24 protein-coding genes and 1 tRNA gene are annotated in these 25,279 nt (G+C 64.5%); 7 read left to right on the top strand and 18 right to left on the bottom strand.

Annotated elements, in window-relative coordinates; translation table 11 throughout:
* Positions 1 to 37: 37 nt before the first annotated feature.
* The 7 genes from ACZY1F_RS14635 to ACZY1F_RS14665 all read right to left on the bottom strand — a co-directional run bounded on the left by ACZY1F_RS14635 (position 38) and on the right by ACZY1F_RS14665 (position 4,669).
* On the bottom strand, positions 38 to 865 hold the full coding sequence (locus ACZY1F_RS14635; protein WP_463942506.1) for a F0F1 ATP synthase subunit delta: 828 nt from the start codon (positions 863 to 865) through the stop codon (positions 38 to 40).
* On the bottom strand, positions 865 to 1,416 hold the full coding sequence (locus ACZY1F_RS14640; RefSeq protein WP_463942508.1) for a F0F1 ATP synthase subunit B: 552 nt from the start codon (positions 1,414 to 1,416) through the stop codon (positions 865 to 867). Before ACZY1F_RS14640 ends, ACZY1F_RS14635 begins: the two co-directional genes overlap by 1 nt.
* A 53-nt stretch (positions 1,417 to 1,469) precedes the next feature.
* Positions 1,470 to 1,688, bottom strand: coding sequence for an ATP synthase F0 subunit C (gene atpE / locus ACZY1F_RS14645; protein ID WP_003804776.1), 219 nt, complete (start codon positions 1,686 to 1,688; stop codon positions 1,470 to 1,472).
* 79 nt (positions 1,689 to 1,767) lie between these two features.
* The gene (atpB, locus tag ACZY1F_RS14650) at positions 1,768 to 2,568 is read right to left on the bottom strand and encodes a F0F1 ATP synthase subunit A (RefSeq protein ID WP_463942509.1); all 801 of its coding nucleotides are present in this window, start codon (positions 2,566 to 2,568) and stop codon (positions 1,768 to 1,770) included.
* An 81-nt stretch (positions 2,569 to 2,649) separates the two neighbouring features.
* Entirely contained in the window at positions 2,650 to 2,988 is a 339-nt protein-coding gene (locus ACZY1F_RS14655; protein WP_463942511.1) for a hypothetical protein, read from the bottom strand.
* A complete protein-coding gene (locus tag ACZY1F_RS14660; protein ID WP_463942513.1) occupies positions 2,981 to 3,463 on the bottom strand; it encodes a Cg1360 family ATP-synthase-associated protein in 483 nt (160 codons plus the stop codon). Before ACZY1F_RS14660 ends, ACZY1F_RS14655 begins: the two co-directional genes overlap by 8 nt.
* A gap of 93 nt (positions 3,464 to 3,556) precedes the next feature.
* Complete coding sequence (locus ACZY1F_RS14665) at positions 3,557 to 4,669, bottom strand: MraY family glycosyltransferase (RefSeq protein WP_463942515.1); 1,113 nt, start codon at positions 4,667 to 4,669, stop codon at positions 3,557 to 3,559.
* Positions 4,670 to 4,976: 307 nt separating this feature from the next.
* Here ACZY1F_RS14665 and ACZY1F_RS14670 point away from each other — a divergent pair, with 307 nt between their 5' ends.
* Positions 4,977 to 5,873 (top strand): glycosyltransferase, encoded by an 897-nt coding sequence (locus ACZY1F_RS14670; RefSeq protein WP_463942517.1) that lies wholly within the window; start codon positions 4,977 to 4,979, stop codon positions 5,871 to 5,873.
* Here the strand turns inward: ACZY1F_RS14670 and ACZY1F_RS14675 are convergent.
* From ACZY1F_RS14675 to argS, 10 genes are all read right to left on the bottom strand, one after another.
* A complete protein-coding gene (locus tag ACZY1F_RS14675) occupies positions 5,870 to 6,628 on the bottom strand; it encodes a WecB/TagA/CpsF family glycosyltransferase (protein ID WP_463942519.1) in 759 nt (252 codons plus the stop codon). The two genes, ACZY1F_RS14670 and ACZY1F_RS14675, sit on opposite strands and share 4 nt — an antisense overlap.
* Complete coding sequence (locus ACZY1F_RS14680; RefSeq protein WP_463942521.1) at positions 6,625 to 7,431, bottom strand: L-threonylcarbamoyladenylate synthase; 807 nt, start codon at positions 7,429 to 7,431, stop codon at positions 6,625 to 6,627. The genes ACZY1F_RS14675 and ACZY1F_RS14680 overlap by 4 nt, the downstream gene beginning before the upstream one ends.
* Before the next feature lie 15 nt (positions 7,432 to 7,446).
* Positions 7,447 to 8,316 carry a peptide chain release factor N(5)-glutamine methyltransferase gene (gene prmC, locus ACZY1F_RS14685; RefSeq protein WP_463942522.1) on the bottom strand — a complete coding sequence of 290 codons (870 nt, stop codon included), beginning with the start codon at positions 8,314 to 8,316 and terminating at the stop codon, positions 7,447 to 7,449.
* A gap of 12 nt (positions 8,317 to 8,328) precedes the next feature.
* The gene (gene prfA / locus ACZY1F_RS14690; RefSeq protein ID WP_463942524.1) at positions 8,329 to 9,402 is read right to left on the bottom strand and encodes a peptide chain release factor 1; all 1,074 of its coding nucleotides are present in this window, start codon (positions 9,400 to 9,402) and stop codon (positions 8,329 to 8,331) included.
* A gap of 108 nt (positions 9,403 to 9,510) precedes the next feature.
* A complete protein-coding gene (rho, locus tag ACZY1F_RS14695) occupies positions 9,511 to 11,772 on the bottom strand; it encodes a transcription termination factor Rho (protein WP_463942526.1) in 2,262 nt (753 codons plus the stop codon).
* Between the two features lie 300 nt (positions 11,773 to 12,072).
* On the bottom strand, positions 12,073 to 13,047 hold the full coding sequence (gene thrB, locus ACZY1F_RS14700; protein WP_463942527.1) for a homoserine kinase: 975 nt from the start codon (positions 13,045 to 13,047) through the stop codon (positions 12,073 to 12,075).
* Between the two features lie 2 nt (positions 13,048 to 13,049).
* On the bottom strand, positions 13,050 to 14,156 hold the full coding sequence (thrC, locus tag ACZY1F_RS14705) for a threonine synthase (RefSeq protein WP_463942529.1): 1,107 nt from the start codon (positions 14,154 to 14,156) through the stop codon (positions 13,050 to 13,052).
* Positions 14,157 to 15,473, bottom strand: coding sequence for a homoserine dehydrogenase (locus ACZY1F_RS14710; protein ID WP_463942531.1), 1,317 nt, complete (start codon positions 15,471 to 15,473; stop codon positions 14,157 to 14,159).
* A complete protein-coding gene (gene lysA / locus ACZY1F_RS14715; protein WP_463942533.1) occupies positions 15,466 to 16,986 on the bottom strand; it encodes a diaminopimelate decarboxylase in 1,521 nt (506 codons plus the stop codon). Before lysA ends, ACZY1F_RS14710 begins: the two co-directional genes overlap by 8 nt.
* A gap of 4 nt (positions 16,987 to 16,990) precedes the next feature.
* Positions 16,991 to 18,640 carry an arginine--tRNA ligase gene (gene argS, locus ACZY1F_RS14720; RefSeq protein ID WP_463942534.1) on the bottom strand — a complete coding sequence of 550 codons (1,650 nt, stop codon included), beginning with the start codon at positions 18,638 to 18,640 and terminating at the stop codon, positions 16,991 to 16,993.
* Between the two features lie 170 nt (positions 18,641 to 18,810).
* Between argS and ACZY1F_RS14725 the strand changes: the two genes are divergently transcribed.
* From ACZY1F_RS14725 to ACZY1F_RS14740, 4 genes are all read left to right on the top strand, one after another.
* Positions 18,811 to 19,284: an FMN-binding protein gene (locus tag ACZY1F_RS14725; protein ID WP_463942536.1), complete on the top strand. Its 474-nt coding sequence runs from the start codon at positions 18,811 to 18,813 to the stop codon at positions 19,282 to 19,284.
* A 3-nt stretch (positions 19,285 to 19,287) separates the two neighbouring features.
* Positions 19,288 to 20,154 (top strand): FAD:protein FMN transferase, encoded by an 867-nt coding sequence (locus ACZY1F_RS14730; protein ID WP_463942538.1) that lies wholly within the window; start codon positions 19,288 to 19,290, stop codon positions 20,152 to 20,154.
* Positions 20,151 to 21,707, top strand: a complete 1,557-nt coding sequence (locus tag ACZY1F_RS14735) for a ferredoxin--NADP reductase (protein ID WP_463942540.1) — start codon at positions 20,151 to 20,153, stop codon at positions 21,705 to 21,707. Before ACZY1F_RS14730 ends, ACZY1F_RS14735 begins: the two co-directional genes overlap by 4 nt.
* Before the next feature lie 78 nt (positions 21,708 to 21,785).
* A tRNA-Arg gene (locus tag ACZY1F_RS14740) sits at positions 21,786 to 21,858 on the top strand.
* Between the two features lie 236 nt (positions 21,859 to 22,094).
* Here ACZY1F_RS14740 and ACZY1F_RS14745 read toward each other — a convergent pair.
* Complete coding sequence (locus ACZY1F_RS14745; RefSeq protein WP_463942541.1) at positions 22,095 to 23,558, bottom strand: HNH endonuclease signature motif containing protein; 1,464 nt, start codon at positions 23,556 to 23,558, stop codon at positions 22,095 to 22,097.
* Between the two features lie 258 nt (positions 23,559 to 23,816).
* On the opposite strand from ACZY1F_RS14745, the gene ACZY1F_RS14750 reads away from it, so the two are divergent.
* Entirely contained in the window at positions 23,817 to 24,875 is a 1,059-nt protein-coding gene (locus ACZY1F_RS14750; protein WP_463942543.1) for a M4 family metallopeptidase, read from the top strand.
* Positions 24,876 to 24,935: 60 nt separating this feature from the next.
* Positions 24,936 to 25,277 (top strand): protealysin inhibitor emfourin, encoded by a 342-nt coding sequence (locus ACZY1F_RS14755; protein ID WP_463942545.1) that lies wholly within the window; start codon positions 24,936 to 24,938, stop codon positions 25,275 to 25,277.
* The last annotated feature ends 2 nt before the right edge of the window (positions 25,278 to 25,279 follow it).

Genomic DNA, 25,279 nt, shown 5'->3' on the forward strand with positions numbered 1-25,279 from the left:
GACCGGGGTTTCGTTTCGTTAAGTTGTGCTTGTCCGGCTAACCGGCCAGTTGGCGGTGAAGCTGTCCCAGCCGGGTGATAACCGAAGCGTCAAGCACTTCGTCACCCACCTGGACGCGGATTCCACCGATCAGTTCAGGATCAACGGTGATGTTGATCTTGAGCTCGCGACCGTACAGGGAATTAAGCCCTGACTGGAGGCGGGCAAACTGCGTTTCCGTCAAAGGACGGGTGACGCTGACCGTTGCAATCCAGCGCTGCTGCCGTTTGGCTGCCAGCTCGGCGAACCGGGCTACGAGCCTGGTCGGCTTGATGCCGCGGGGCTGGGAAACTGCCTGCGCAATGAGGACGTTTGCTTCCTCGCCTGCGCCGGGATTCAGCTTCCTCGCCAACCCGGTCTTCGCTGCAGAACTGGCCTGCGGCTCCGACAGAGCACGTTGTACCTCATGGTTGGAGGCAACGGCCTGGTTGAAGGAGAACAAATCGTTCTCCAGCTCTTCCAGCCCAGAGATTCCGGAGGCAGAAACGGCCGACTTGTTTTCAGCAACGGCAATGACCACCGTTGCGGCAAGCGTCTCGAGTGCATCGCCGATATCTCGGGCCGATGCCCAGCGTGAACTGGCCAGTCCGCCCGCGATGTCCGCAGCCTCAGCGGAGACTTTTCCGCTAACAAGCTGCTTGACCAGCGCCGACTTTTCGTCACCGGTGCGGGACGGGTCAGTCAGGGCGCGGCGCAAGCCAGCCGAGCTGTCCACCGTTCCCAGGATTCCGAAGAGTTCCTTAGCCAACTGCAGCGAGGCCAACGGAAGTTTTGCTTCCAGTTGGGTCAGCGCCGTGGTCAGCGATTCGCTCGATACACCTGACATTACTTAGCTGCACCTGCGTTCTGGTTCTCCAGATCTGCCAGGAAGCGGTCAACCACACGGGCGGAACGCTCGTCATCGTTGAGCGCTTCGCCAACGATGCGGCCTGCCAGCGTGGTGGCCAGCGTGCCTACCTCGGAGCGCAGGGACACAACTGCGGCCTGGCGCTCCGATTCGATCTGCACGTGTGCCTGGGCCGTGATGCGGGCAGACTCAGAGGCGGCCTTTTCCTTCAGATCTGCAAGGATCTGGGCGCCTTCTGCACGGGCTTCCTCGCGGATGCGGTTGGCTTCCGCGCGGGCCTCCGTGAGCTGCTCCTTGTACTGTTCGAGGGCGGCTGATGCTTCTGCCTGGGCCTTTTCAGCCTTGGCAATGCCGCCTTCGATCGCCTCTGCGCGCTCTGCAAACGTCTTCTCGAACATCGGGACAACGAACTTGACCACGATGAACATGAGGACAGCAAAGCCGGCGAGGACAACGCCCATTTCCCAGACGTTGGGTACCAGTGGGTTAGTCTCGCCCTCTGTGGCGGCTGAGATGATCACCTGGTTCATAATTCACCCGTCCTTTTCTACTCGGTTCTGGATGCTCGCTAGGTTCTAAAGGTTTACTTGAGAACGAAAGCGAAGACCAGGCCGAGGATGGCGAGGGCTTCAGTCAGCGCGAGGCCAAGGAATGCGATCGGCTGCAGGACGCGCTGGGCTTCCGGCTGACGTGCCACACCGTTGATGTAAGCAGCGAACACGAGACCCACACCGATACCACCGCCGATAGCGGAGAGGCCGTAGCCGATGAGGTTGAGGGAGCCGTTGATGGAGCCTTCCATTTTTCTTCCTTTCAAGATGCCACCCATGTGGCAGGTTGTTTGGGTTGCTTCATCCCCGTAAGGGGAAGTTTGTGGATGCCTAGTGGCTGTCCGCGTGCAGGGCGCCTTCAATGTAGATGGCAGTCAGCAGCGTGAAGACGTAGGCCTGGAGCGCCATGATCAGCGCTTCCAGCATGTACATGGCAATGGCGCCCACCAGGACGAGTACCGAAGCTCCCTTGAGCAGGACGCTCTCCTGCATGATCAGGAACTCAATGCCCGAACCGGCGATCATGACGATCAGGTGACCGGCCAGCATGGTGGCAAACAGTCGCAGGCTGTGCGTGACCGGCCGGACCAGGAAGTTCGAGATGATCTCGATGGGGATGATGAGCGGGAGAATATAGAACGGTACGCCGGAGGGTACGGTGGCCAGCTTGAAGTACTTCAGGCCGTTCTTCTTGATGCCGATGGCAATCCAGGTGACATAAACAATGCCCGCGAGGACATAGGCGCCGCCGACGTGCGAGAAGCTCGGGAGCTGAATCACGGGAATGGCGCCGTAAATGTTGTTTACGAGGATAAAGAAGAAGAGGCTGAACAACAGCGGCACATACTTCATAAAGTCTTTGCCGCCGATAATGTCCTTGGCGATGCTGTTACGCACAAAGCCATAGGCCATTTCACCAGCGAACTGGAGCTTGCCGGGAACAAGCTGCTGCTTCCGCGCAGCTAGCAGAAAGAATGTGGCGATAATGACGACCGACAGGATTACGAGCAGCATCTGCTTGGAGAATCCGTCAGCCACCCCCCACGGCAGGATTGCCGGCAGGTGCATTTCTTCAATTCCAGGAGGATTGAACTCTCCTGAATCTTGGGCCGGGAGCGCAAGCGCGATCAACGCGTTTCCTCTCTGCAGTGTCCATCATTGGGCGTTGGTCGAGGATCCGCGGATTTGTGCTCCGCAGCTCCCCCTGTGAAATTATTTGGCATTTGTGTTTCCGTCCGCGGACGGGCCGCTGTCTGCGCTGCTCTTACCGGCCGTGGTTCTGGAGCTGGTAAGGCCATGCATGTGGGAAAGATAGAAACCCCCGAGTGCTCCAAGCAGAGCGCCTGCGAGCACGATCCAGCGGGTTCCCCACAGATAATCCAGACCCCACCCTATCAAACTCCAGACGAGGATTCCGCCAATAATGTAGCTAAAGACGGCCATTCCGGCGTTGTATCCGCCGTCATTGTTTTCGGCCGACACCCCCGGCGTTGGGGCAGCGTTCTTGGGCACGGAGGAACCGTTTTTTGCTGGTCGTTTCCGATCAGACATCGTTCGGCTCCTTGGGCTCGGGGTCGTTGTAGATCTGCAGGCGCGCTTTGCTGAAGCCATAGATTTCGGCTGCCTGCCAGAAGACAACAGCGGCAACGGCACCGATCAGGAACCATCGCCCGTGAAGCCAGGCAGGGGCTCCGATCACAAACAGGACAACCGCAAAACCCACTACCTTGACAAAGTAGGTGGCCACGAACATTCCAATGGCACCGGAGGGGTTGTTGCGCCCCATGAAGTGGCCCACCAGAAGACTGATGGCGAAGAAGACCATCACCAGAAGGCCGCCCAGAGTACTGGACAGGACGCCGCTGGGGCCGTTGAGGATCGCCGCCGGGATACCGGCCAGGATCAGTGCGCCTGCTCCGGCAGCTGAACTATATGCGAGGAGGCTAAGCCACAGGGACCGAGTGGGACCGGAAACACCAACGGATCCGCTGCCGGACGCACGTCCGGATTCGGCGTTGGAGGTCATAAGATCCCAATCGTCGGTGCCCTGGGGCTGGTTTGGAGGGCAGCTTAGGCTGCCCTCAAATTCTACACGAGATAGAAATAATTCCGAACGCTGTTACGCAGTCGACTGGTCGCTGTTGCGGCGCAGGTACGGCCAGGCAGTAATCAGGCCCATGACGAGCGTGGCAAAAATGTCGGCAGCCAGCACAACTTGCCAGGGGAAGACGGCAAAAGCCAAACCCCCGAAGGACAGGATGGCGGTCCAGAGGTACATCAGGATCACAGCCATCCGGTGCGAGTAGCCGATATCCAACAGCTTGTGGTGGAGGTGGCCGCGGTCTGCGGACCAGGGTGAGCGGCCCCGCGCCGTCCGGCGGACAACAGCAAGGCCGAGGTCAAGCAGTGGCAGGAACAGCACGGCGAAGGGCAACAGAATCGGTATTACGGTGGAGATACCGTTGGCGCGGTCGTAAAGCCCTGAGCCGATCTGACCGGTGGAGACGATACCGGCGGCCGCCATCAGCAGGCCGATCAGCATGGCACCGGAATCCCCCATAAAAATCTTGGACGGGAACCAGTTGTGCGGCAGGAATCCGATGCAACTGCCAACGACGACGGCGGTGAGGAGGGTGGCCAGGTCCGAGTAGTCCAGCAGGACGGCGTTCCGGTGCACCCAGTACGCCGTGAAGAAGAAGGCGGTTCCGCCGATGATTGCCACGCCGGCGGCCAGCCCGTCGAGGCCGTCAATAAAGTTGAAGGCGTTCATGGTGGTGACGATGAGCCCGGCCGTCAGGACCACCCGTAGCAGTTCGTTCTCCAGGTAGATCGGCTCCGGAACCCAAGGGACGATGGTCATCCGGACCCCCCAGATGGCCACCACCATGGCTGCGGCGCTCTGGCCGATGAGTTTCACCCACCACCGGATGTCCAGCAGATCGTCTGCGATCCCCACGAGCACAATCAGCGCCGCGCCCGCCAATACGCCCCATGGTGAGAAATTGTTCCGGTAGATGTCCTTGACGAAAAAGGACTGGCTGGCCACGATAAGCGCCACCAGTATGCCAAGAAAGATAGCCACACCGCCGAGCCGGGACACCGGCGTCGTATGCATGTCACGGCTGCGGATGGGGGCATGGAGTTCAAGCCGGTGCCCAATGACCCGGGCACCCCAGGTGGCTCCGTAGGACACAATGGCAGCCGTCAGCCCCATAAGCAGGTACATAATCATGCGATAGCGGCCGTTTCGTCGGTGTGCGGCGCAACCCTGCAGGTGCGCGCGGGCATGGACAGCAGCCCGAACAGGTGGTCCTCGATCGATGGGCTCACTGGCGGGGAATCTGACTTTCGATAAATGAAACTTCTCCGTCGCCGGGCGCGCAGCAGGCAGTGCGGTTTTTCTTGTACGCAGTGCCTTACAGGGCTGTATTACAGTGGACTCTAGTCAAGATACTAGCGCCAACGGCTCCATGGCTTCGCGCCACACTGGCGCATTGCGAGCGGGGAATCCCCTGAAGGCCATGCTGAAAGGAATCCCCATGACCGTCCGGGTTGCAGTTGCCGCCGTGACTTTTAACCGTCATAAAGAGCTCTCCGTCCTGCTGGAGGCCATTAATGCGCAGTCCGCGGCCGTGGACACGATCTGTCTTGTCGACAGCGGCACGGACCCGGCACGCGACGTTGCCGTCCGGCATGCAAATGTCGATTACGTCCGTTCCGAGGCGAACCTCGGCGGGGCAGGCGGTTTTGCCCTCGCCGCACTGAAGGCCGTGGCCAGCGGCGCCAAGTGGGTCTGGATGATGGACGACGACGCCGAGCCGGCAGATCCCGAATGCCTCGCCACGCTGCTGCGTGAGGCTGAGGCACGCGACCTTGAAGCCGTGGTCCCGCTGGTGGTTGCGCCGGGTCATCCCGACCGGCTGTCCTTCTTCTTCCGGCTGGACGGAAAAGTCACCCACGATCGGGCGGTACTGGAAAAAGTAGGCTTCCTGCCCAACGACGGACACTTCTTTAACGGTGCCCTGATCAGGTCCGACGTGTTTTTCAAGGTGGGCCTGCCGGACATGCGCCTATTTATCCGCGGCGACGAGGTGGACTTCACGATCCGCCTCCGCAAGGCGGGCATCCGGTTCGGCACGGTAACCACTACAGCCATTACCCACCCACATGCGATTTCCGAGACGCAGCACGTTTTTGGTGCACGATGGCATGTGATCGTGCCGGATTCGGCATTCAAACGCTATTACTACTACCGCAACCGCGGGTACCTGATCCGGCGCTATTTCCGGATTAAGTCGCTAGTGGCCGACGTCGGCGGATACCTTGGCTATTTTGCGCAGCGCCGTGACCTGCCGGGATTGCTCGCCTGGGCAAGTTCCTTCACGAAGGGCCTGCGTGCCAAGGGCTTCGCGCCGCTGGAGGACCAGAAGTTCTAGGACGCGCGCCGCAGCCGGCGGCGGGCCAGCAGCCACAGCAGCACCCACGGCTCGCCAAACACACGGTACGCGACACGGCGGGGATGCAACAACAGCCGCCATGCCCACTCGAGCCCGAGCCTCCCGAGCCATCGTGGCGCAAGCTTCTGGATTCCGGCCAGCTGCTCGATCGCGCCGCCCACCGTGCAATAGATGGCCGGTGGGAGCGTGCCGAGCCGGCGCTGCAGTACTGATTCCTGCAACGGCATGCCCAACCCGAGCAGGACAAGCTGGGGCTGCTGCTCCGCGAGCCAGCCCACCGCGGCCGTTTCGACGTCGTCGTTCCAGCCTTCGCCGGGCAGGCCCGCAACCGTGGCACCGGGAACTATAGTCCGGAGTTTTTCGACGGCCAGGGCGTTCGCCTCGGCACCGGCACCAACCACCGCAATCCGCTTCAAGCCGGCAATCTTGCCCAGGAACGGCAACCAGTCCGTGGAACCCAGCCGGTACTCCATGACCGGCCCTTCGGCGTTGCGCGTCCGGCCCCACAGCCACAGCACCGGCGCCCCGTCGAGGAGCACCACGTCGCTGTCCTCATATACGGAACGGAAGCCGGCGTCGGAATGTGTCAGCGTGACGCTGTGCAGGTTATGTCCGACGACGGTCCGCTTGGTCCCGGCAGCGACGAACCCCGCCAGCACCTCAAGCAATTCGTCCACCTTGAGCGGCGTCGCATCCACGCCGAGGAAGGGGATGCGCTGGCGTGCCAGGTTCACCCGTCAGTCTCCCGAACCGGCGCGGCCGGCTGTTCGACGGCCGGCTCTGCGACTGCCGGCTCTTCGACTGCCGCCTCTTCGACTCCTGATTCGGCAGGCAGAGCGACTTCTTCAAGCTCTTCCTCGGGCTCAGCCATCGGAATTTCGCCCAGGCCCAAAACACCCGGAACGTGCTCGCGGAGTTGCTCCAGTGACACGGCGCCGTTCCGAACCACTCGCAGCAACGGCCCTGTGGCATCCACAATGGTGGAGGGCACAGCGTCGGTTCCTTCCAGCGGCCGGAAACCGCCTTCGAGGTAGACCTCCACGGACTCCGCGAGTTGGGCGCGTGCCTCGGCCGCGGTCTGTGCAGGCGGCTGGCCAGTCCGGTTGGCGGAGGACACAGCCAGCGGACCGGTCAGTGACAGGAGTTCCTGGGCCACTTCGTCAGCGGGCATTCGCAGGGCCACTGTTCCCTTAGTCTCACCCAAGTCCCACTCCAGTGACGGCTGGGCGTGCAGGATCAGGGTCAGCCCTCCCGGCCAAAACGCTTCGGTGAGCTTACGGGCATCAGCGGAAACATCCGTGGCCAGCCCGTCCAGCGCATTAATTCGGGGAATCAGCACCGGCGGCGGCATGGTGCGGCCACGCCCTTTGGAAGCCAGCAGCATGGTGACGGCCTGCGGAGAGAAGGCGTCGGCGGCAATTCCATAGACCGTGTCGGTGGGGAACACCACACACTTCTTTTCGCTGATGGCACGCTGGGCGTGCTCCAGGCCCTGGGCCCGCTGATCCTCTGACGTGCAGTTGTAGGTTGTGGTCACTGGCCTATTCTTTCATCACTCGTGGTGCGGACCGGCAAGCACGGCGCTGGTGGCGCGTTCCTTGCCGTTGAGGTCCAGGTGCGTGGTGATCTCCGTCCAGGCACCCGTCCGCTGCATCATGCCAGCGATCCAGCCGGCCTGGACTTCCGCGTGTTCCATCACGAAGTAGCCGCCGGGAACCAGCAGCCGGGCAGCCGAGGCGGCCGCCGCCGTCGGAAGTTCCATTCCGTCCGCTCCCCCGCCGTACAGGGCTTCGGGAGGATCGTGCAGGGCAACTTCGGGTTCATTCGGGATAGCTTCGGCAGGAATATAGGGCGGGTTGGAGATTACGACGTCGAAGGTTCCGTTAAGTTCAGGCAGTGCGTCCCGTAGGTCCCCCAGGACCAGCGTGACGCCAAGTGGCGCGAGGTTCCGGTCCGCCCACGCGTGCGCGAACGGGCTGTACTCCACGGCGTGGACTTCGGCGCCGGGCACCTCGTGGGCGATGGAGCCGGCGATCGCGCCGGAGCCCGTGCCGAGGTCCACAATCCGCGGGTGCGCCATACCCTTGACATGGTCTATGACCAGCTGCACCACGGACTCTGTTTCCGGCCGGGGGATAAAAACCCCGGGCCCCACCGCAAGCTCCAGATACCGGAAGTGCGCCACGCCTGTGATGTGCTGCAAAGGGATCCGCTGTGCCCGTTCAGCAACAAGTTCGGCATAGCCTACTGGTGCCGGGGTGTCCCCCAGCATCATCGCCCGAAGCCTGCCGAGCCCCACACCGAGCAGGTGGTCCGCCAGGAGTTCTGCGTCGACGCGGGGGCTGGGGACCCCGGCGTCCCGGAGGATGACCGTGGCCTCGCTGACGGCAGCCGCGAGGGACTGCTCCGACCCGAGTGTCATGGGCACCCGGGGCTAGTCGCCGATGGCGTCCAGGCGTGCCTGTTCGTCCATCTCGATGGCGGACTGGATGACCGGTTCCAGGTCACCGTTCATGACCTGGTCCAGGTTGTATGCCTTGTACCCGGTGCGGTGGTCCGCGATCCGGTTTTCCGGGTAGTTGTACGTGCGGATGCGCTCAGACCGGTCCATGGTGCGGATCTGGGACTTACGCTGGGCCGAGTTCTCGGCATCGATGATTTCCTGCTGGTGCGCCAGGATGCGGGCGCGGAGCACGCGCATGCCGGCTTCGCGGTTCTGCAGCTGTGATTTCTCGTTCTGCATGGCCACCACGATGCCGGTGGGAAGGTGCGTGATACGGACTGCGGAGTCCGTAGTGTTCACGGACTGGCCACCAGGACCCGACGAGCGGTAGACGTCGATCTTGAGGTCGTTCTGGTTAATGTCCAGCTCCTCGGGCTCGTCGACCTCGGGGAGGACCAGGACACCGGCGGCAGAAGTGTGGATGCGGCCCTGCGATTCAGTAACGGGCACACGCTGCACGCGGTGGACGCCGCCTTCGAACTTGAGCCGCGCGTACACGCCCTCGGCAGGATCGTTCGAGTTGCCCTTGACGGCCATCTGGACGTCCTTGTAGCCACCGAGATCGGATTCGTTGGCTGAGATAAGTTCAGTCTTCCAGCCGCGGGATTCCGCGTACCGGGTGTACATCCGCAGGAGGTCGCCCGCGAACAGTGCAGCTTCGTCGCCACCTTCACCGCCCTTGACCTCGAGGATTACGTTGCGGGCGTCGTCAGGGTCGCGCGGGATGAGCAGGCGGCGGAGGTTAGCCGAGGCCTTCTCCAGGGCTGCTTCCAGCACCGGAACCTCGGCAGCAAACTCAGGGTCCTCCGAGGCCATTTCCTTCGCAGCGGCGAGGTCGTCCTCAAGGGCATGCCACTTGTTATATGCCTCCACGATGCCATTGAGCTGGGCAGACCGCCGCCCCAACTTCCGGGCAAGCCGCTGGTCAGCATAAACAGCCGGATCCCCCAGCTGCGCCTGGATAGCATCATGCTCATCAAGCAGGCCCTGTACGGACTCAAACATTTTCAAAACCTCTTTCGACTCTTACAAGTCTAGTTTCACGGGACTTAACGACGAACCGCCCAAAATATGCCGGCCATCAGGCCGGCATATTTTGAGCGGTGAGCGCAGCTACTTGTCGTTATCCGACTTCGCACCAAGCGTTGTCTTCTGGACCTGCATGAGGAACTCGACGTTGCTCCCGGTCTCCCGGATCTTGTTGGTCAGCAGCTCAAGGCTCTGCTGCGTTTCGAGTCCGGAAAGGACGCGGCGCAGCTTCCACATGATCTTGACTTCCTCGGGGGAAAGCAGGTTCTCTTCGCGGCGGGTACCGGACGCGTTGACGTCCACCGCCGGGAAGATGCGCTTGTCCGCCAGCTGGCGGGACAGGCGGAGCTCCATGTTGCCGGTGCCCTTGAACTCTTCGAAGATGACCTCGTCCATCTTGGAACCGGTCTCCACGAGGGCGGTTGCCAGGATGGTCAGCGAGCCGCCGTTTTCGATGTTGCGGGCTGCGCCGAAGAAACGCTTCGGCGGGTACAACGCAGCGGAGTCGACACCACCGGACAGGATACGGCCGGAGGCCGGTGCTGCCAGGTTGTAGGCACGGCCCAGGCGGGTCATGGAGTCCAGCAGGACCACCACGTCCATGCCCATTTCCACCAGACGCTTGGCGCGTTCGATGGAGAGCTCGGCCACGGTGGTGTGGTCATCCGCGGGACGGTCGAAGGTGGAGGCAATGACCTCACCCTTGACTGTGCGCTGCATGTCCGTGACTTCCTCGGGACGCTCGTCAACGAGCACCATCATGAGGTGGACCTCAGGATTGTTGATGGTGATGGCGTTGGCGATGGACTGCAGGATGAGCGTCTTGCCTGCCTTCGGCGGGGAGACGATCAGGCCGCGCTGGCCCTTGCCGATCGGGGCAACCAGGTCGATGACGCGGGGGCCGATCTTCTTGGGGTCAGTCTCGAGGCGCAGGCGCTCGGACGGGTACAGCGGAACCAGCTTGGCGAATTCGACGCGGTCCTTGAGTTCTTCAGGCGTCTTTCCGTTGACCGACGTGACGCGAACCAGGGCGTTGAACTTCTGGCGGGCAGTCTGCTGGCTGCGGTCTTCGCCTTCTCGCGGTGCACGAATGGCACCAACACAGGCATCGCCCTTGCGCAGGTTGTACTTCTTGACCTGGGCCAGGGAGACGTAGACGTCGTTCGGGCCCGGCAGGTAGCCGGAGGTGCGGATGAAAGCGTAGTTCTCCAACACGTCCAGGATGCCGGCGACGGGCAGCAGGACGTCGTCCTCGGTGACCTCGACGTCGTCGACGTCCGGTCCCTGGGTGCGTCCCCGACGGCGGTCGTTGCGGTCGCGGAAACGGTCGTTACGGGAGTTGTCCCGGCTGTCCTGGCCACCCTGGCCGCCGGAGCGGTCATTGCGGTCATTCCGGTCGCGGCGGTTGCGGCGGTTCCGGCGGCTTCCGCCATCAGTGTCGTCGCCATCGCGAGCGTTATCGCGGTTGTTGTCGCGGTTGTCATCGCGGCGGGCACCGTCACGCTGGCCTGCGTCACGGCTGCCTGCATTGTCGCGGCCGCCATCGGTGGTCTCGCGGGTAGCGGTTTCACGGGACGTGGTGTCACGGGCAGGGGTTTCGCGAGCCGTGGTGTCACGGGCTGCGGTGTCGCGGGCGCCCCGGGTGCGGCCGCTCTCACGACGGTCAGCACGTTGACCGTCGCCTGATTCGGCAGCCTGGGAATCGGCACGCTGGGTTTCGGTGCGGTCCGCCTGGCGCTGTTCAGCGGCGGGCTGCTCGGCCGGAGCCTCAGTGGCTTCTGCCTGCGTTGACGTGGCGGCGGCTTCGCCGCGGCGGCGGTTGCGGGTACGCGGCTGGCGGCGTTCGCCTTCAGCCGCGGCCTCAACGGGCGCCGACGCCGAAGCCTCAGCGGGTGCAGCAGCGGGAGCTTCGGCGGCTGGTGCCGCTGCGGGTGCCGTTACTACTCCGTCGCTGACAGCGCGGCGGCTGCGTCCACGGCCACGTGCACGGGTCCCCTCAGCGGCCGGTGCCTCCGAAGTTTCGCTTGCTGCAGCCACCGGTGCAGCAACCGGGGCGGCAGCGGCCGGAGCTACGTGGTTTTCGGTCGCCTTCTCGGCCGCCTTGGCCGGGGCCTTGGCCGGTGCCTTGCTGGCTGATGTGCCTGCGCGATGGGCGGAAATAGCGGTCACCAGATCCCCCTTACGCATGCGGGATCCACCGGAAATCCCCAGCTGGCTGGCCAGAGCCTGCAACTGGGCGAGCTTGAGGCCGGCGAGGCCACTGCTCTTGGCGGGTGCGGCCGTTGACGATCCGGCAGCAGAAGTTGATGGTTCAACAGCTGAAGACAGCTCAGTGGTTTCGGTCACGAAGGATCCTTCCCCCTCGACGGCGTCCAGACTGGGAGCTGGACGCGATGATTTTGATCTGGGCTGCAGTTCAGATCTGCAGCCGACATTTTCGGTCTTGCCGGTTGGATTTCGGCCAGCAGGGCCGGATACTGATTCACCTCACGCACCGATTAATGGCGGGGCGCCGGGCTGACGATTCAGGGGCAGTCAATTCTAGGCTGCAGATTCCTGCGACAGACCAAGCAGGCGGCACCGGAAAATATTGCGCAGTAGGAGATCACTAACAACTGAATGCAGCTGCCGATCAGATAGGCGGGATTACCGCCGGTGCATGTCCACCTTAGCACCTTCGACGTCTACTGCCAGCTTCAGCACGCGCCAGGCGATGCCCGGCGTGTTCGCTGCGGTAAAGGACTCAATGAACCCAAGCACCTCGGCGGCTTCGGCGTCGCCGTCGGCGAGTACCAGGACCGTAGGTCCGGCACCCGAAACCACAGCCGCGTGGCCGGCGTTGCGCAGTGCCCTGATGAGGGCCGCGCTGGGTCGCATCGCCTCGGCGCGGTAGCTCTGGTGAAGGTAATCCTCCGTGCCCGCGTGCAGAAACTCCGGCTTCTGGGTCAGTGCATGGATCAGCAGCGCAGCCCGGCCAGAGTTCATTGCCGCGGCATGATGGCCCACAGACGCTGGCAGCAGGGCGCGCGCGGCCTCGGTGGACAATTCAAAATCGGGGACAGCCACGATGGGAATCACGGAGCCGGCCACGGTAGCGCGCGTGCTGCTGTACTGGTCACTGTCCTGCCATGACAGCGCCAGTCCGCCGAAAATCGCGGGCGCGACGTTGTCCGGGTGGCCTTCCATCTCGCTGGTCAACTGCAGGATCCAGTCCCGCCCGCGACGCGCAGCTTCGGGCACCATGGCGTTGGCAGCCGAGACCGCCGCCACCACGGCCGATGCCGATGATCCCAGGCCGCGGCCGTGGGGGTTGACGTTCGTCGCCGTGATCCTGAGCCCGCCGTGGCGGTAACCAAGCCGCGAAAAGGCAGCCTCCATCGCCCTGACCACCAGGTGGCTGGCGTCGCGCGGCAGCGTGTCCGCCCCCTCTCCGCTGAGCTCAAAGACGAGCTCAGCGGATTCGAGGCTTTCCACCGTCAGGGTGTCGTGCAAAGCCAGGGCGAGGCCCAGGCTGTCGTATCCCGGTCCTAGGTTGGCACTGGTGGCCGGGACCCTGACGGTGACACGCTGTCCTGCTTCGATCACAGGCACGGTAACGGTGGTGGGCGACGTGGTTTTCAAGGCTACTTTTCTTCCAGTCCCAGTTCAGCTGCGACGGTCACGACGTCGTTGGAGACCTTGACGGGCTGCACTTCGCTGCCGTCTTCGGTGCGGAGGGCCCACTGGGGGTCCTTGAGGCCGTGGCCGGTAACGGTAATGACGATCGTCTTGCCGGTAGGAACTTCACCGGCGGCGTGCTTTTTGAGCAGGCCGGCCACACCGGCGGCGGAGCCGGGCTCCACAAAAACGCCTTCGCGGGCGGACAGCCAGCGGTGGGCATCCAGGATCTGCTCGTCAGTAACAGCGTCAATGAATCCGCCGGACTCGTCACGGGCCGCGATGGCACCGTCCCAGGACGCCGGATTGCCGATCCGGATGGCAGTGGCGATGGTGTCAGGCTCCGTGATGGGGTGCCCCGCCACGAACGGTGCCGCGCCGGCGGCCTGGAAGCCCCACATCTGGGGGGTTTTGGTGGAAACGGCAGGCAAGGTTCCGGCGGTAGCGGATTCGAACGGCGCCGAGTATTCCTTGTAGCCCTTCCAGTACGCGGTGATGTTGCCGGCGTTGCCTACGGGCAGGACATGGATGTCCGGAGCATCGCCGAGTGAATCGACGATCTCAAACGCGCCTGTCTTCTGGCCCTGGATGCGGGCCGGGTTGACGGAGTTGACCAGGAACACCGGGTAGGACTCCCCCAGCTTCCGCGCAATGTCCAGGCAGTTATCGAAGTTGCCATCTACCTGGAGCAGCGTGGCGCCGTGCGCGATGGCCTGGCTCAGCTTGCCCATGGAGATCTTGCCTTCGGGAACCAGCACGGCGCATTTCAGTCCCGCAGCCGTGGCGTAGGCCGCGGCGGAAGCTGAGGTGTTGCCGGTGGACGCGCACACCACGGCCTTGGCACCGGAGGCAACAGCGGCGGTCATGGCCATGGTCATGCCCCGGTCCTTGAACGAACCGGTGGGGTTCATCCCCTCGACCTTCAGGTACACGGTGGAACCGGTGAGCTCGGAGAGCTTCTGCGCGTGGACCAGCGGGGTGCCGCCCTCGCCCAGCGTGATGACCCTGGTGGATTCCGTGACGGGCAGACGGTCAGCGTATTCGCGGATAACGCCGCGCCATTGGTGAGCCACTTAGACTCCTTCTACCCGCAGAACGGATGTTACTGAATTGATGACGTCCAGGCCCTTGACGGCCTCGACGGTGGCTGCGAGGGCAGCCTCTGATGCGCGGTGGGTAACAATTCGCAGCTCGGCCGACTCCACGTTGGACTCAGCGTCCCGGTGGATGGTCTGCCGCATGGTTTCGATGGACACGTCATGCTCCGCAAAGAGTTGGGCAATCCGGGCCAGCACGCCGGGCTGGTCCGCGACGTCCAGGCCGATGTAGTAGCTGGTCGTGGCTGCGGCGATCGGCAGGGCCGGAACGTGGCCGGTGGTGGTCTCCGTGCGCTGCGGTCCACCCAGGACGAGGCGGCGGGCCGCCGAGACGAGGTCACCCAGTACGGCAGACGCCGTCGGGGTTCCACCGGCGCCCTGGCCGTAGAACATCAGCTCGCCGGCGTTTTCCGCCTCGATGAAGACGGCGTTGAACGCGCCGCGAACGGCGGCCAGCGGGTGCTCGCGCGGCAGCAGCGTGGGGTGCACGCGCACGGAGACGCCTTCGCCGCCTTCGGCATCGGTGAGCTTTTCGGCGATGGCCAGCAGCTTGATGACAAAGCCCGCGTCCTTGGCTGCGGCGATGTCCGCGGCACTGACGGAGGTGATGCCCTCGCAGTGGACGTTTTCCAGGGCGAAGCGGGTGTGGAAGGACAGCGTGGCCAGGATGGCGGCCTTGGCGGCGGCATCGTGGCCTTCGACGTCGGCGGTGGGGTCAGCTTCCGCGTAGCCGAGGCGCTGGGCTTCGGCGAGGGCGTCGGCGAACTGGGCGCCGGTGGAGTCCATCTGGTCCAGGATGAAGTTGGTGGTGCCGTTGACGATGCCCAGGACGCGGGTGATACGGTCGCCGGAAAGGCTGTCGCGGATGGGGCGCAGGATGGGGATGGCACCGGCCACGGCGGCTTCGTAGGACAGCTGCACACCGGCCTTGTCGGCCTCTTCGTAGAGGGTGGGGCCGTCTTGCGCGAGCAGGGCCTTGTTGCCGGTGACAACACAGGCGCCGTTGCGCAGCGCGGAGAGGATCAGTGAGCGGGCAGGCTCGATCCCGCCCATGAGCTCGATCACGAGGTCGGCGTCCTTGACCAGGGTGTCGGCGTCGGTGGTGAAGAGGTCCTGCGGCAGGTCCACATCGCGCTTGGCGTTGACGTTGCGCACCGCGATGCCGCTGAGCTGCAGGCGCGCGCCGGTACGGGCGGCAAGGGCGTCGGCGTCCTCGATGAGAATCCGCGCAACCTGGGCCCCAACGTTGCCACAGCCCAGCAGGGCTACTTTCAGGGTTCGCAATTCAGTCATTCGGCACTCCCATGTCGCGGTTAAGCAGATCTTGTTCGGTTTCCCCGCGGACAATCAGCCGGGCAGATCCGCCGCGCACCGCGACAACGCCCGGCCGGGCCAGATAGTTGTAGTTGCTTGCCAGGGCCCAGCAGTAGGCGCCGGTCCCCGGTACAGCAAGCAGATCACCGGCTGCCACGTCCTCGGGCAGATATACATCTCTAACAACTATGTCGCCGCTCTCGCAATGTTTGCCCACCACGCGGGACAGCTGCGGGGCCGCGGAGGACGTGCGGGAGGCCAGAATCGCCGAATAATCCGCGTCGTAGAGCACCGGGCGGGCGTTATCGCTCATGCCGCCGTCCACTGACACATACCGGCGGGGATGCGTAACGTTCTCGGGGCCTGCGTCGCTGGCCGGGGCGTCCACGCGCACGGTTTTCAGGGTACCCACCTCGTACAACGTAAACGTGGTGCTCCCCACGATTGCGCGTCCGGGTTCGATGGAAATCCGGGGTGACGTGATCCCCAGCTCAGCACATGTGGAACGCACGACGGCGGCCATCGCCTGCGCGATGTCAGCTGCGGGGCGGGGGGTGTCCACCGGGGTGTAGGCAATGCCGTAGCCGCCGCCGAGGTCAAGCTCGGGCATCACGATGGAGTATTTTTCCTGCATGGCCGCGTGGAAGCGCAGCAGCTTCTGCGCCGCGAGTTCGAAGCCGTCCGGCTCGAAGATCTGCGAACCGATGTGGCAGTGCAGGCCCAGCAGCTCGATGCTGGCGTAACCCGTAGCAGCAGCCACAGCCTCCTCCGCTGCTGACAGCCCGGCCTGCTCCGTGGAATCCCCGGCCATAGAGAGGCCGAACTTCTGGTCCTCGTGAGCGGTGGCGATGAACTCGTGGGTGTGCGCATGCACGCCCGGCGTCAGGCGGAGCATGACCTTGGCTGTTTCACCCCGGCCCATGGCGATCCTGGCGACGCGGTCCAGCTCGTCGAGGCTGTCCACCACGATGCGTCCCAGTTTCATATCCAGCGCACGGTTGATCTCGGCGTCGGATTTGTTGTTGCCGTGCAGGCCCAGGTTTTCGCCCTTGATGCCGGCCCGGGCTGCCACGGCAAGCTCGCCGCCGGAACAGGTGTCCAGCCGGAGTCCTTCGTCTGCCACCCAGGCGGCTACTGCGGTGCACAGGAAGGACTTGCCCGCGTAGTAGACGTCCACTCCCCCGCAGATGTCGGCGAACGCGGCGTCAAAGGCGTCCTTAAAGGAGCGGGCGCGGGCCCTGAAATCGGTCTCACTCATCACAAAGAGCGGCGTGCCGAACTGTGCCTTGAGCTCGCTGACGGCGACGCCGTCGATGGCAAGCTCACCGGCGTCGTTCTTTTGGACATTCTGCGCCCACATGGGTTCGTGGAGCGCATTCAAGTCCGCGGGAACGGTGAGCCACTCGGGCGCCAACGGGGATCCGGTGTTGGTGTCCTGTGCTGAAACGTCCTGTGCTGAAACGTCGTGTGCTGAATTTTCCTGTGCCGGCATGGGTTTACATCCGTTCCGGCGCGGATACGCCCAGCAGGTCCAGGCCGTTTGCCAGCACCTGGCTGGTGGCGTCGTTCAGCCACAGGCGAGTGCGGTTGACGTCAGTGACGGGTTCGTCGCCCTGCGGGGCAACGCGGCAGGCGTCGTACCAGCGGTGGTACGCGCCGGCAATGACTTCGAGGTGGCGGGCCACGCGGTGCGGTTCACGCAATTCGGCAGCTTTGGCCACAATCGAGGGATAGCTGCCCAGGTAGGAGAGCAGTTCGTTTTCCGTGGCATGGTCCAGCAGGGAAGCCTCGAACGCGCTCCGGTCCACGCCTGCGGCCACGGCGTTGCGGGCCGTGCCGCGGGACCGGGCGTGGGCGTACTGGACGTAGAACACCGGGTTCTCGTTGCTGTGCTTCTTCAACAGGTCAGGATCCAAGGTGAGCGGGGAATCCGCCGGAAAGCGTGCCAGGGAGTACCGTACGGCGTCCTTGCCCAGCCAGTCGATGAGATCCTTGAGCTCGATGATGTTGCCGGCACGCTTGGACAGCTTGGCGCCGTTAACGGACACCAGTTGGCCGATCAGGACCTCAATATTCATCTCGGGATCGTCGCCAGCACACGCGGCGATGGCCTTGAGGCGGTTGATGTAACCGTGGTGGTCCGCACCCAGGAGGTAGATCTTTTCGGTAAAGCCGCGGTCCTTCTTGGACAGGTAGTACGCGGCATCCGCGGCAAAGTAGGTGGGTTCGCCATTCGCGCGAATCATCACGCGGTCCTTATCGTCCCCGAAGTCCGTGGTGCGCAACCAGACCGCACCGCCGTCGTCGAACACGTGGCCCTGCTCGCGAAGGCGGGCAACGGCATTTCCGATGGCCCCGGCGTCGTGCAGTTCCTGCTCCGAGAAGTAAACATCAAAGGCAACGCCAAAATCGGCGAGGGTGTCCTTGATGTCCTTCATCTGGGCCTTGTAGGCGGCGGCGCGGATGACGGGAAGGGCGGCCACCTCGGTGAGTTCGCGGATGTCGGGGTGCACGGTCAGGACGTCATGGCCGAGGTCGGCAATGTATTGCCCCGGGTAGCCGCCGTCCGGCACCGGAAGTCCGTGCAGCCGAGAATAGACCGAGTTCGCGAACACGTTCATCTGCGAACCGGCGTCGTTGATGTAGTACTCGGCGGTGACCTCGGCGCCCGAAGCACGCAGTACGCGGGCGATCGCATCGCCCAAGGCGGCCCAGCGGGTGTGGCCGATATGCAGCGGACCGGTGGGGTTCGCCGACACAAACTCCATGTTCACCACGTGGCCGGCGAGCGTGGTGGTGGTGCCGTAGTCCCGTCCGGCCTCCACAATGGCCTTCGCCAGGGCACCGGCTGCAGCGGCGTCCACGGTGATGTTCAGGAACCCGGGGCCAGCGATGTCCACGGCAGAGACGCCGCTGATGGACTTCAGGCGGGCGCTCAGGACGGTGGCGAATTCGCGCGGGTTGGTGCCGGCCTGCTTGGACAGCTGGAGGGCGATGCTGGTGGCCCAGTCGCCGTGCTCCCGGTTCTTCGGTCGCTCCACGCGCACCTCATCAGGGACAGCTGATGCGGAAAGCGCGATTTCGCCAGCGGCGACGGCGTCTTTCAGGCAGGCGGATATGGCGAGGGAGAGTTCTTCGGGAGTCACCCCTCTAGCCTACCGGGGGCCGCCACGTGGACGAATTTGGGCGTGGTGCGTGACTGTCTCCGGGCAACTTTTCCGCACAGCGGACGCCCTGCTCATTCACAGGGTGAACCAATAGGCTGAATCCGACGTTGAGTACAGCGTAAGCACCCGCCCACGAAACGAGCCCCAATATGAGACCGTCAGTCCGCAAGAGTGTTTTCGTCGGCATCGCCGGCCTGTCCCTCGCGGGAACGGTGGCTGGCTGCGCGCCGGCTGCCACACCGGCCACGCCCGCTCCGGCTGCCGACAACACATCCGGCGCCTCCACTGCCCCTTCCGGCACGGCGTCAACGCTGGCCAGCAGCGGGTCCCTCTATCAGGACGGCACCTACAGCGCCGACGGCACCTATGTTTCCCCCAATGGCACCGAAACGGTGGGGGTTGAGCTGACGCTCGCCTCCGGCACGGTCACGGCCGTCAACATCACCCAGCACCCTTCGAGCCCGAACACGCGGAAATTCCAGGGCGAGTTCGCCGGCGGGATCGCAGCGCAGGTTGTGGGGAAGAGCATCGACGAACTCAACATCTCCAAGGTGGCGGGGTCCTCGCTCACCAGCGGCGGCTTCAACCAGGCCCTGGACAAGATCAAGGCCGAGGCCCAGTAGGCCGTGCCGGACCCGGAGGACTTCCGCTTCGACGGGATCGGTACCGGTTGGGAAATCTCCACGCCCCGACCGCTCAATGCCGGCGTCCGCGCCCGGCTGCTGGCCGTGGTGGAGCGGTACGACGGCGCCTGGTCCCGATTTAGGTCCGATTCGACAGTCAGTGCCATGGCCCGCGAGCCCGGGCGGCATGAGCTGCCGGCGGAAGCCGCCGACCTTGGCCGGCTGTACCGCTCGCTGTACAACATCACCGGCGGAGCGATGACGCCCCTGATCGGCGGCAGCCTGGAACGCCTCGGGTACGACGCCGCATATACCCTGCGGCCTGCAGGGTCCGCGCTGCCGGCGCCCCGCTGGGAGGACGTCCTGGCGTGGGACGGCTCTGTGCTCACCACGTCCGCTCCCCTGGTCCTGGACATCGGTGCCGCAGGAAAAGGCCAGCTGGTGGACCTGCTCGCTGTGGAGTTGCGCTCCTGTGGCGTGGACTCCTTCATGATTGACGCCAGCGGCGACCTGCTTCACCGCGGGCCTGATCCGGTGACCGTGGCATTGGAGCACCCGTACGATCCGGCGAGGGCCATCGGCACCGTGCCGCTGGCAGGCAGTGCTTTGTGCGCGTCAGCCTCAAACCGCCGGGCATGGGGCGACGGCCTGCACCATGTGCTCGATGGCACCACCGGACTGCCCGTCAGCACCACGGTAGCCACGTGGACCATGGCGGAAAGCACCATGGTTGCCGACGCTCTGGCCACCGCCCTGTTCTTTGTCCCCGGCAGCGATCTGGAACAGACTTTCGATTTTTCCTGGCTGACGGTTTTTTCTGATGGAAGTGCTGCCTACTCGGCCGGATTTGAAGGGACACTGTTCTCATGAGCCCCGTTGACGCCCCCAAGGCAACCGCCGTATTCAGCGCTGGCCGGCTGGACACCTTGTTGGGTAAGTACACGATGTACCGGCTGATCCTGCTGGTGCTGGGAGCCCTTGCCGCCTACAGCCTACTGCTCAACGCCCTTGGCTGGCTGACGTTCGGCATCGCGCAGATGCTCGTTCACCTGGCGCTGTGTCTTGGCCTGACCTATGTGTCCAACCGCGGGCTGGCTGCCCTTTTCCACGTCCGCCCGCATTCCGAGTCCTCGTTGATCACCGGCCTGCTGCTGTATTTCCTGTTTTGGCCCTCCTTTATGCCCCTAGATATGGCAGGGGTGGCCCTGGCCTGCGTGCTGGCCTCCGCCTCCAAATACGCCCTGGCCTGGCGTGGCCGGCACATCTTCAATCCTGCCGCCGCCGGAGCGTTTGTGACCGGACTGACCGGGCTGAACATCGCGACGTGGTGGGCGGCAACCCCCGCCATGCTCTGGCTGCTGGTTCCGGGCATCCTCTTGGTGCTCTACCGGACACGTAAGTTGCTTATGGCGGCCGTGTTCCTTGTGGTTGCCGCGGCGATTGTGAGCGCTGAGCTGCTGCAGGCCGGGCTCACCCTGGGCAGTGCACTCTGGCAGGCCCTTGCCCAACGGCCGCTGCTGTTTTTCGTCGGCTTTATGCTGACGGAGCCTCTCACCCTGGCGCCACGCCGCTGGCAGCAGCTCGCGCTCGCCGCTGTGGTTGGGGTGGTTTTTGCGGTGCCGTACAACTTCGGCTTCATCGCCAACTCACCGGAGCTGGCTCTGCTGATCGGCAATCTGCTGGCGTTCCTTGTGGGCCAGCGCGGCGGGGTCAGGCTCCGGTTCGCTGGTTCCCGTCCCCTGACTCCCAGCACTACAGAGTTCGTTTTTGAGCCGTCCCGGCCCGTCCGGTTCGTGCCGGGACAGTACATGGAACTGGATCTGCCGCACGCCAAGTCAGACGGTAAAGGCCGACGCCGGGTGTTCAGCTTGACCGGTGCCCCCGGTTCCGGGACGGTGAAGTTCGGCGTCCGGACGGCGGAGCCCCTGTCCGCGGCGAAGAAAGTCCTGCTGGACCTGAAGCCTGGTGATGAGGTGGCGGCCACGTCCGTGGGCGGAGATTTTGTCCTGCCCCGCGATCCCCGGACCCCCGTCCTCCTGATCGCCGCGGGCATCGGCATCACGCCTTATCTTGCCCATCTGACTTCCGGCGCCGCGCAGGACCGGGACGTGGTGGTGCTGCTACTGGCGCGCAATCCTGCCGAAATTGCCTACGCGGCCGAGCTGCAGGCGTCCGGGGCGCGCATCCTGGCACGCCTCGCGGACGGTTCCGTCCCGCCGCCGTTCATCACCGATGCCGGGACACCGGAGCCGGGCACGGCTGGCGCCCGGCTGGACGGAGATTCCCTAAAGGTCCTCGTGCCGGACATTGCCAACCGCGCCGTCTACGTGTCCGGGTCACCAGCGAGCGTCGCTTCGCTGCGCAGTGCAGCCCGGAAGGCGGGCGCGCGGCGCGTTCACGCGGACTCTTTTTCGGGCTACTGAAGCGAGCCGTTTTTCCTTGCAGGCACCTTCCTGCTAAGCTCTAGGACGTCCCGCTGGCAACGGCAGGATCCCTGAATTGCCCTCGTAGCTCAGGGGATAGAGCGTCTGCCTCCGGAGCAGAAGGTCGTTGGTTCGATTCCAATCGAGGGCACAGATGAAACCCCCGCCACTTGCAAAAGTGGCGGGGGTTTTCTGCGTTTATCCGCCGGGCGCGCGCGGATACTTCAGGCCTTACCGCCCCGCGCGATCGGACAGTTCAAGCCATACGAAGCTGCTCAACCAAACTGGCGCGTGCAGACACCCGCCGCGTGTATAAGGCGGGGCGTCCGTGGCACGCCGACTTGTCAGGCCCTGCGTCTGACGCTGGGCCTCAATACGCGGCCCGCGCTAAGGCGGCGTGGTGCTCGATGCCCCCGACGTCTGCGGCGCTGGCCAGTGGGGTGGTTCCCAGTCGGGGTGTTCGCTGGTGTAGTGGCGTCCGGTGGGTGATATCCAGCCGGGTGGTTCGTTCTTGGTGGCGGTGGTGGGTTTCCAGCCGGTGGTGTGTCTGAGTCTGTGGTGTTTGTGGCAGGGCTGGCCGAGGTTGCTGATTCCGGTGGTGCCGCCGTGGGCCCAGGCGAGGAGGTGGTCGGCTTCGTTGTCCAGGGAATGGTTGCTGCAGCCCGGAAACGGGCATTTCCCGTCCCGCAGCCGGAGCCATTGGCGCTGGGCTTTGGTGAGCCGGTAGCTGCTCCGCCCGATCTCCAGCGGAGCCCCATCACGCGGATCGATCAGGACGCGGTGGAACGATTCGGCGCCGTCGGCGACGAGCTGCCGGGCCATGGAGGGCGGGATGGGCCCGTATCCGTCCAGCGTGGCTGGTTCATCGGTCAGGCCCAGCAGTGCGAACACCGGCACGGTCACGAGGACTTGGGCCCGCGGTGACGGAACACCGTCGGCGATTGCCAGTCCCGTTTCGCCGATGCCGCCCGTTTCGCCCCTACCGCCTGTCACCCCGTCCAGGCCCGTCATGCCAGAGGTTCCGGCACCGGCGCTGCTGTTGGTCAGGAGCCAGGTGGCAACGGTGTCCGCCCGGAGCTGGCTGAGGGTCCGGTCCTCGTCCGGTCCTTGGAGTGCGCGGGCTGCGGTGGTTGTCCGGTTCCAGACCCCCGCCGCCTGGTCGGCGGGGAGGTAGGCCGAGAGCCAGGCCATGCCGTCGCGGTCCGGGGCATACTCCACCCGCCGATCCTGGACACCACGTGCATGGCGTTTTTCGATACTGACCGGGTGGTGGCGTTCCCGCCAGGTCCGGGCCTTGTGCCGGAACCGGCCGGGGATGAGCTCACCCGCCGGGCCACGTGCCGGATTCACGACCTCGGGGTCCAGGAAATGTGCTTCCAGCGCCTGCGCCCCGGCGGGGTCCAGGTTGGTGGTTTCGTCGACCATGATCCTGGCGTGCTGCCAGGAAATGGTTCCGGCCTGCAGTGCGGACAGCGTCAGCGGCAGAGTCGTGGTCAGGGAGTGGGCTTCGGCGAGCAGGGCGCCTGCGGAGCGTTCGCTGACGGTCATGGCGCAGGCGACCACGGCGACCACGGCCATCTCCTGACCCCTGTGGTCCTGCGGGGACTCAGCCGGGCCCGCCAGGGCCTCGGCAGCGGCGCTGTAACCGGCAGCCAGCCAGACTTTCAGGGCGGCACTTTTCGCGTCCAACCGTGAGATCGCAGCCAGCCCGTCCAGGAATCCATCCGCCGCCCGCCGCAGCGGATCAGCCCCGGAACCCTTGCAGTCTGCCCCGCCACGGAGCCGCGCAGCGAGCTCAGCGAAGGACGCTGAAAGGGCCTCCGCCGTCGCCACAGCTGCTCTGCTATCCATACTCAAATCATCCCGTGAGGGTCTGACAATAACGGCGAGGATGAATGGCCATGTGCATAACCCTGTGAGCAAGACCTCAAGGCCGACGTACGGACCTCCAGAATTGGGGGCCCCGGAGGGGCCCCGGAGGGGCCCCGGCTGTCCCTTCACGCCATGAAGCAGAGCCCCGGCTGTCCCATCGCGCTGGATTGAGTGCGCCTTCAACAGATTGCCGGTGGCCCCTCGTAGGCTGATTCAACGAACTCGAGGGGGTAGGCCATGCACGTTCCAGCCACATTCTGTTCCATCATTCCGCCGTATTTGCTGCGGCGGCTGGCTCGCTTGGACGAACCGCAGTTTTCCGCGGCTGCGCGGGCGGCCAAGGAAGCGCTGAGCCACGTTCGGTCCGTCCTGTCGGCCCGTACCCTGCCGGTCCCGGCGGCTCCCCCGGGACTGCGGCAGGTCCGCCCTGGCCCGCCCAACAGGAGCGTCTACGATGCCGGCGGTTCCGAGAATCTTCCGGGAAAGCTGGTGCGCAAGGAAGGCGAACCGGCTTTCGGCGATCAGTCTGCTGATGAGGCCTACGACGGCCTTGGGCACACGCACCGCCTGTTTGCCGACATTTTCGGCCGTAACTCCATCGACGGCCAAGGCTTGCCGCTCGATGCCACAGTGCACTTTGGCAGGCTCTACGACAACGCTTTCTGGGACGGCCGGCAGATGGTCTTCGGCGATGGGGACGGAGAAGTTTTCGAGCGTTTCACGCGGTCGCTGAGCGTCATCGGGCACGAACTTACGCACGGCGTCACCCAGTACTCGGCGGGGCTGGCTTACCGCAACCAGGCAGGTGCCCTTAACGAATCCATGTCCGATATTTTCGGCGCGCTCGTGGAACAGTACCTGAACAGCCAGTCCGTGACCGATGCCAGCTGGCTCATCGGTGAGGGACTCTTTACACCTCAGGTTGAGGGATCGGCTCTCCGCTCGCTGAAGGCCCCAGGCACAGCGTACGACGACGACGTGCTGGGTAAGGATCCGCAGCCAGATTCGATGGACTCGTACGTGCGGACGAGCGCCGACAACGGCGGCGTCCACATCAACTCCGGCATCCCAAACCGGGCCTTCTACCTCACGGCGCAGTCACTTGGCGGCAATGCCTGGGAGGCACCGGGGCGGATCTGGTACGACGTATTGACCGGCGGCTCGCTGCCCGCCACCGCCACTTTCCGCGTATTTGCCAAAGCGACGGCGGCATCCGCCGTGGACCTGTTCGGCACCGATTCGCCGGAGCATGACGCCGTGCGGCAGGCGTGGGAAACTGTGAAGGTCAAGCTTTAGTTGAACGCCTGCCCGCCGGGAGCCGGCGGCCAGGCCGCAGGAAAGCCCAGGACCGAGGCCATGAAGATCAGTGTGGAGCGCAGCGGCGGCATCGCAGCCCTGACCCGCGTATGGACAGTGCACGCCCAGACCGCGAGCGCCAAAAGCCAGTGGCAACCAATTGTGGAAGCCTGCCCTTGGGACGCCGTGCCCAAGACCCTCCGGGCCGCGGCCGCAGAGGTGCAAGGCAACGAGCCAGACCGATTCATCTATTCGATCCGGGCCGGCCAGCGCCGGGCGGCGCTACCGGAGCAGGCTGTCACAGGACCATGGCGCGTGCTGGTGGACACCACCCGGGCGGCTTCCGAGGACGGCCCCGGGTTGCGGGACATGGCTGCACCGCAAGGACCTGCCCCGTCTTGATT

The organism is Pseudarthrobacter xylosi (assembly GCF_055412765.1).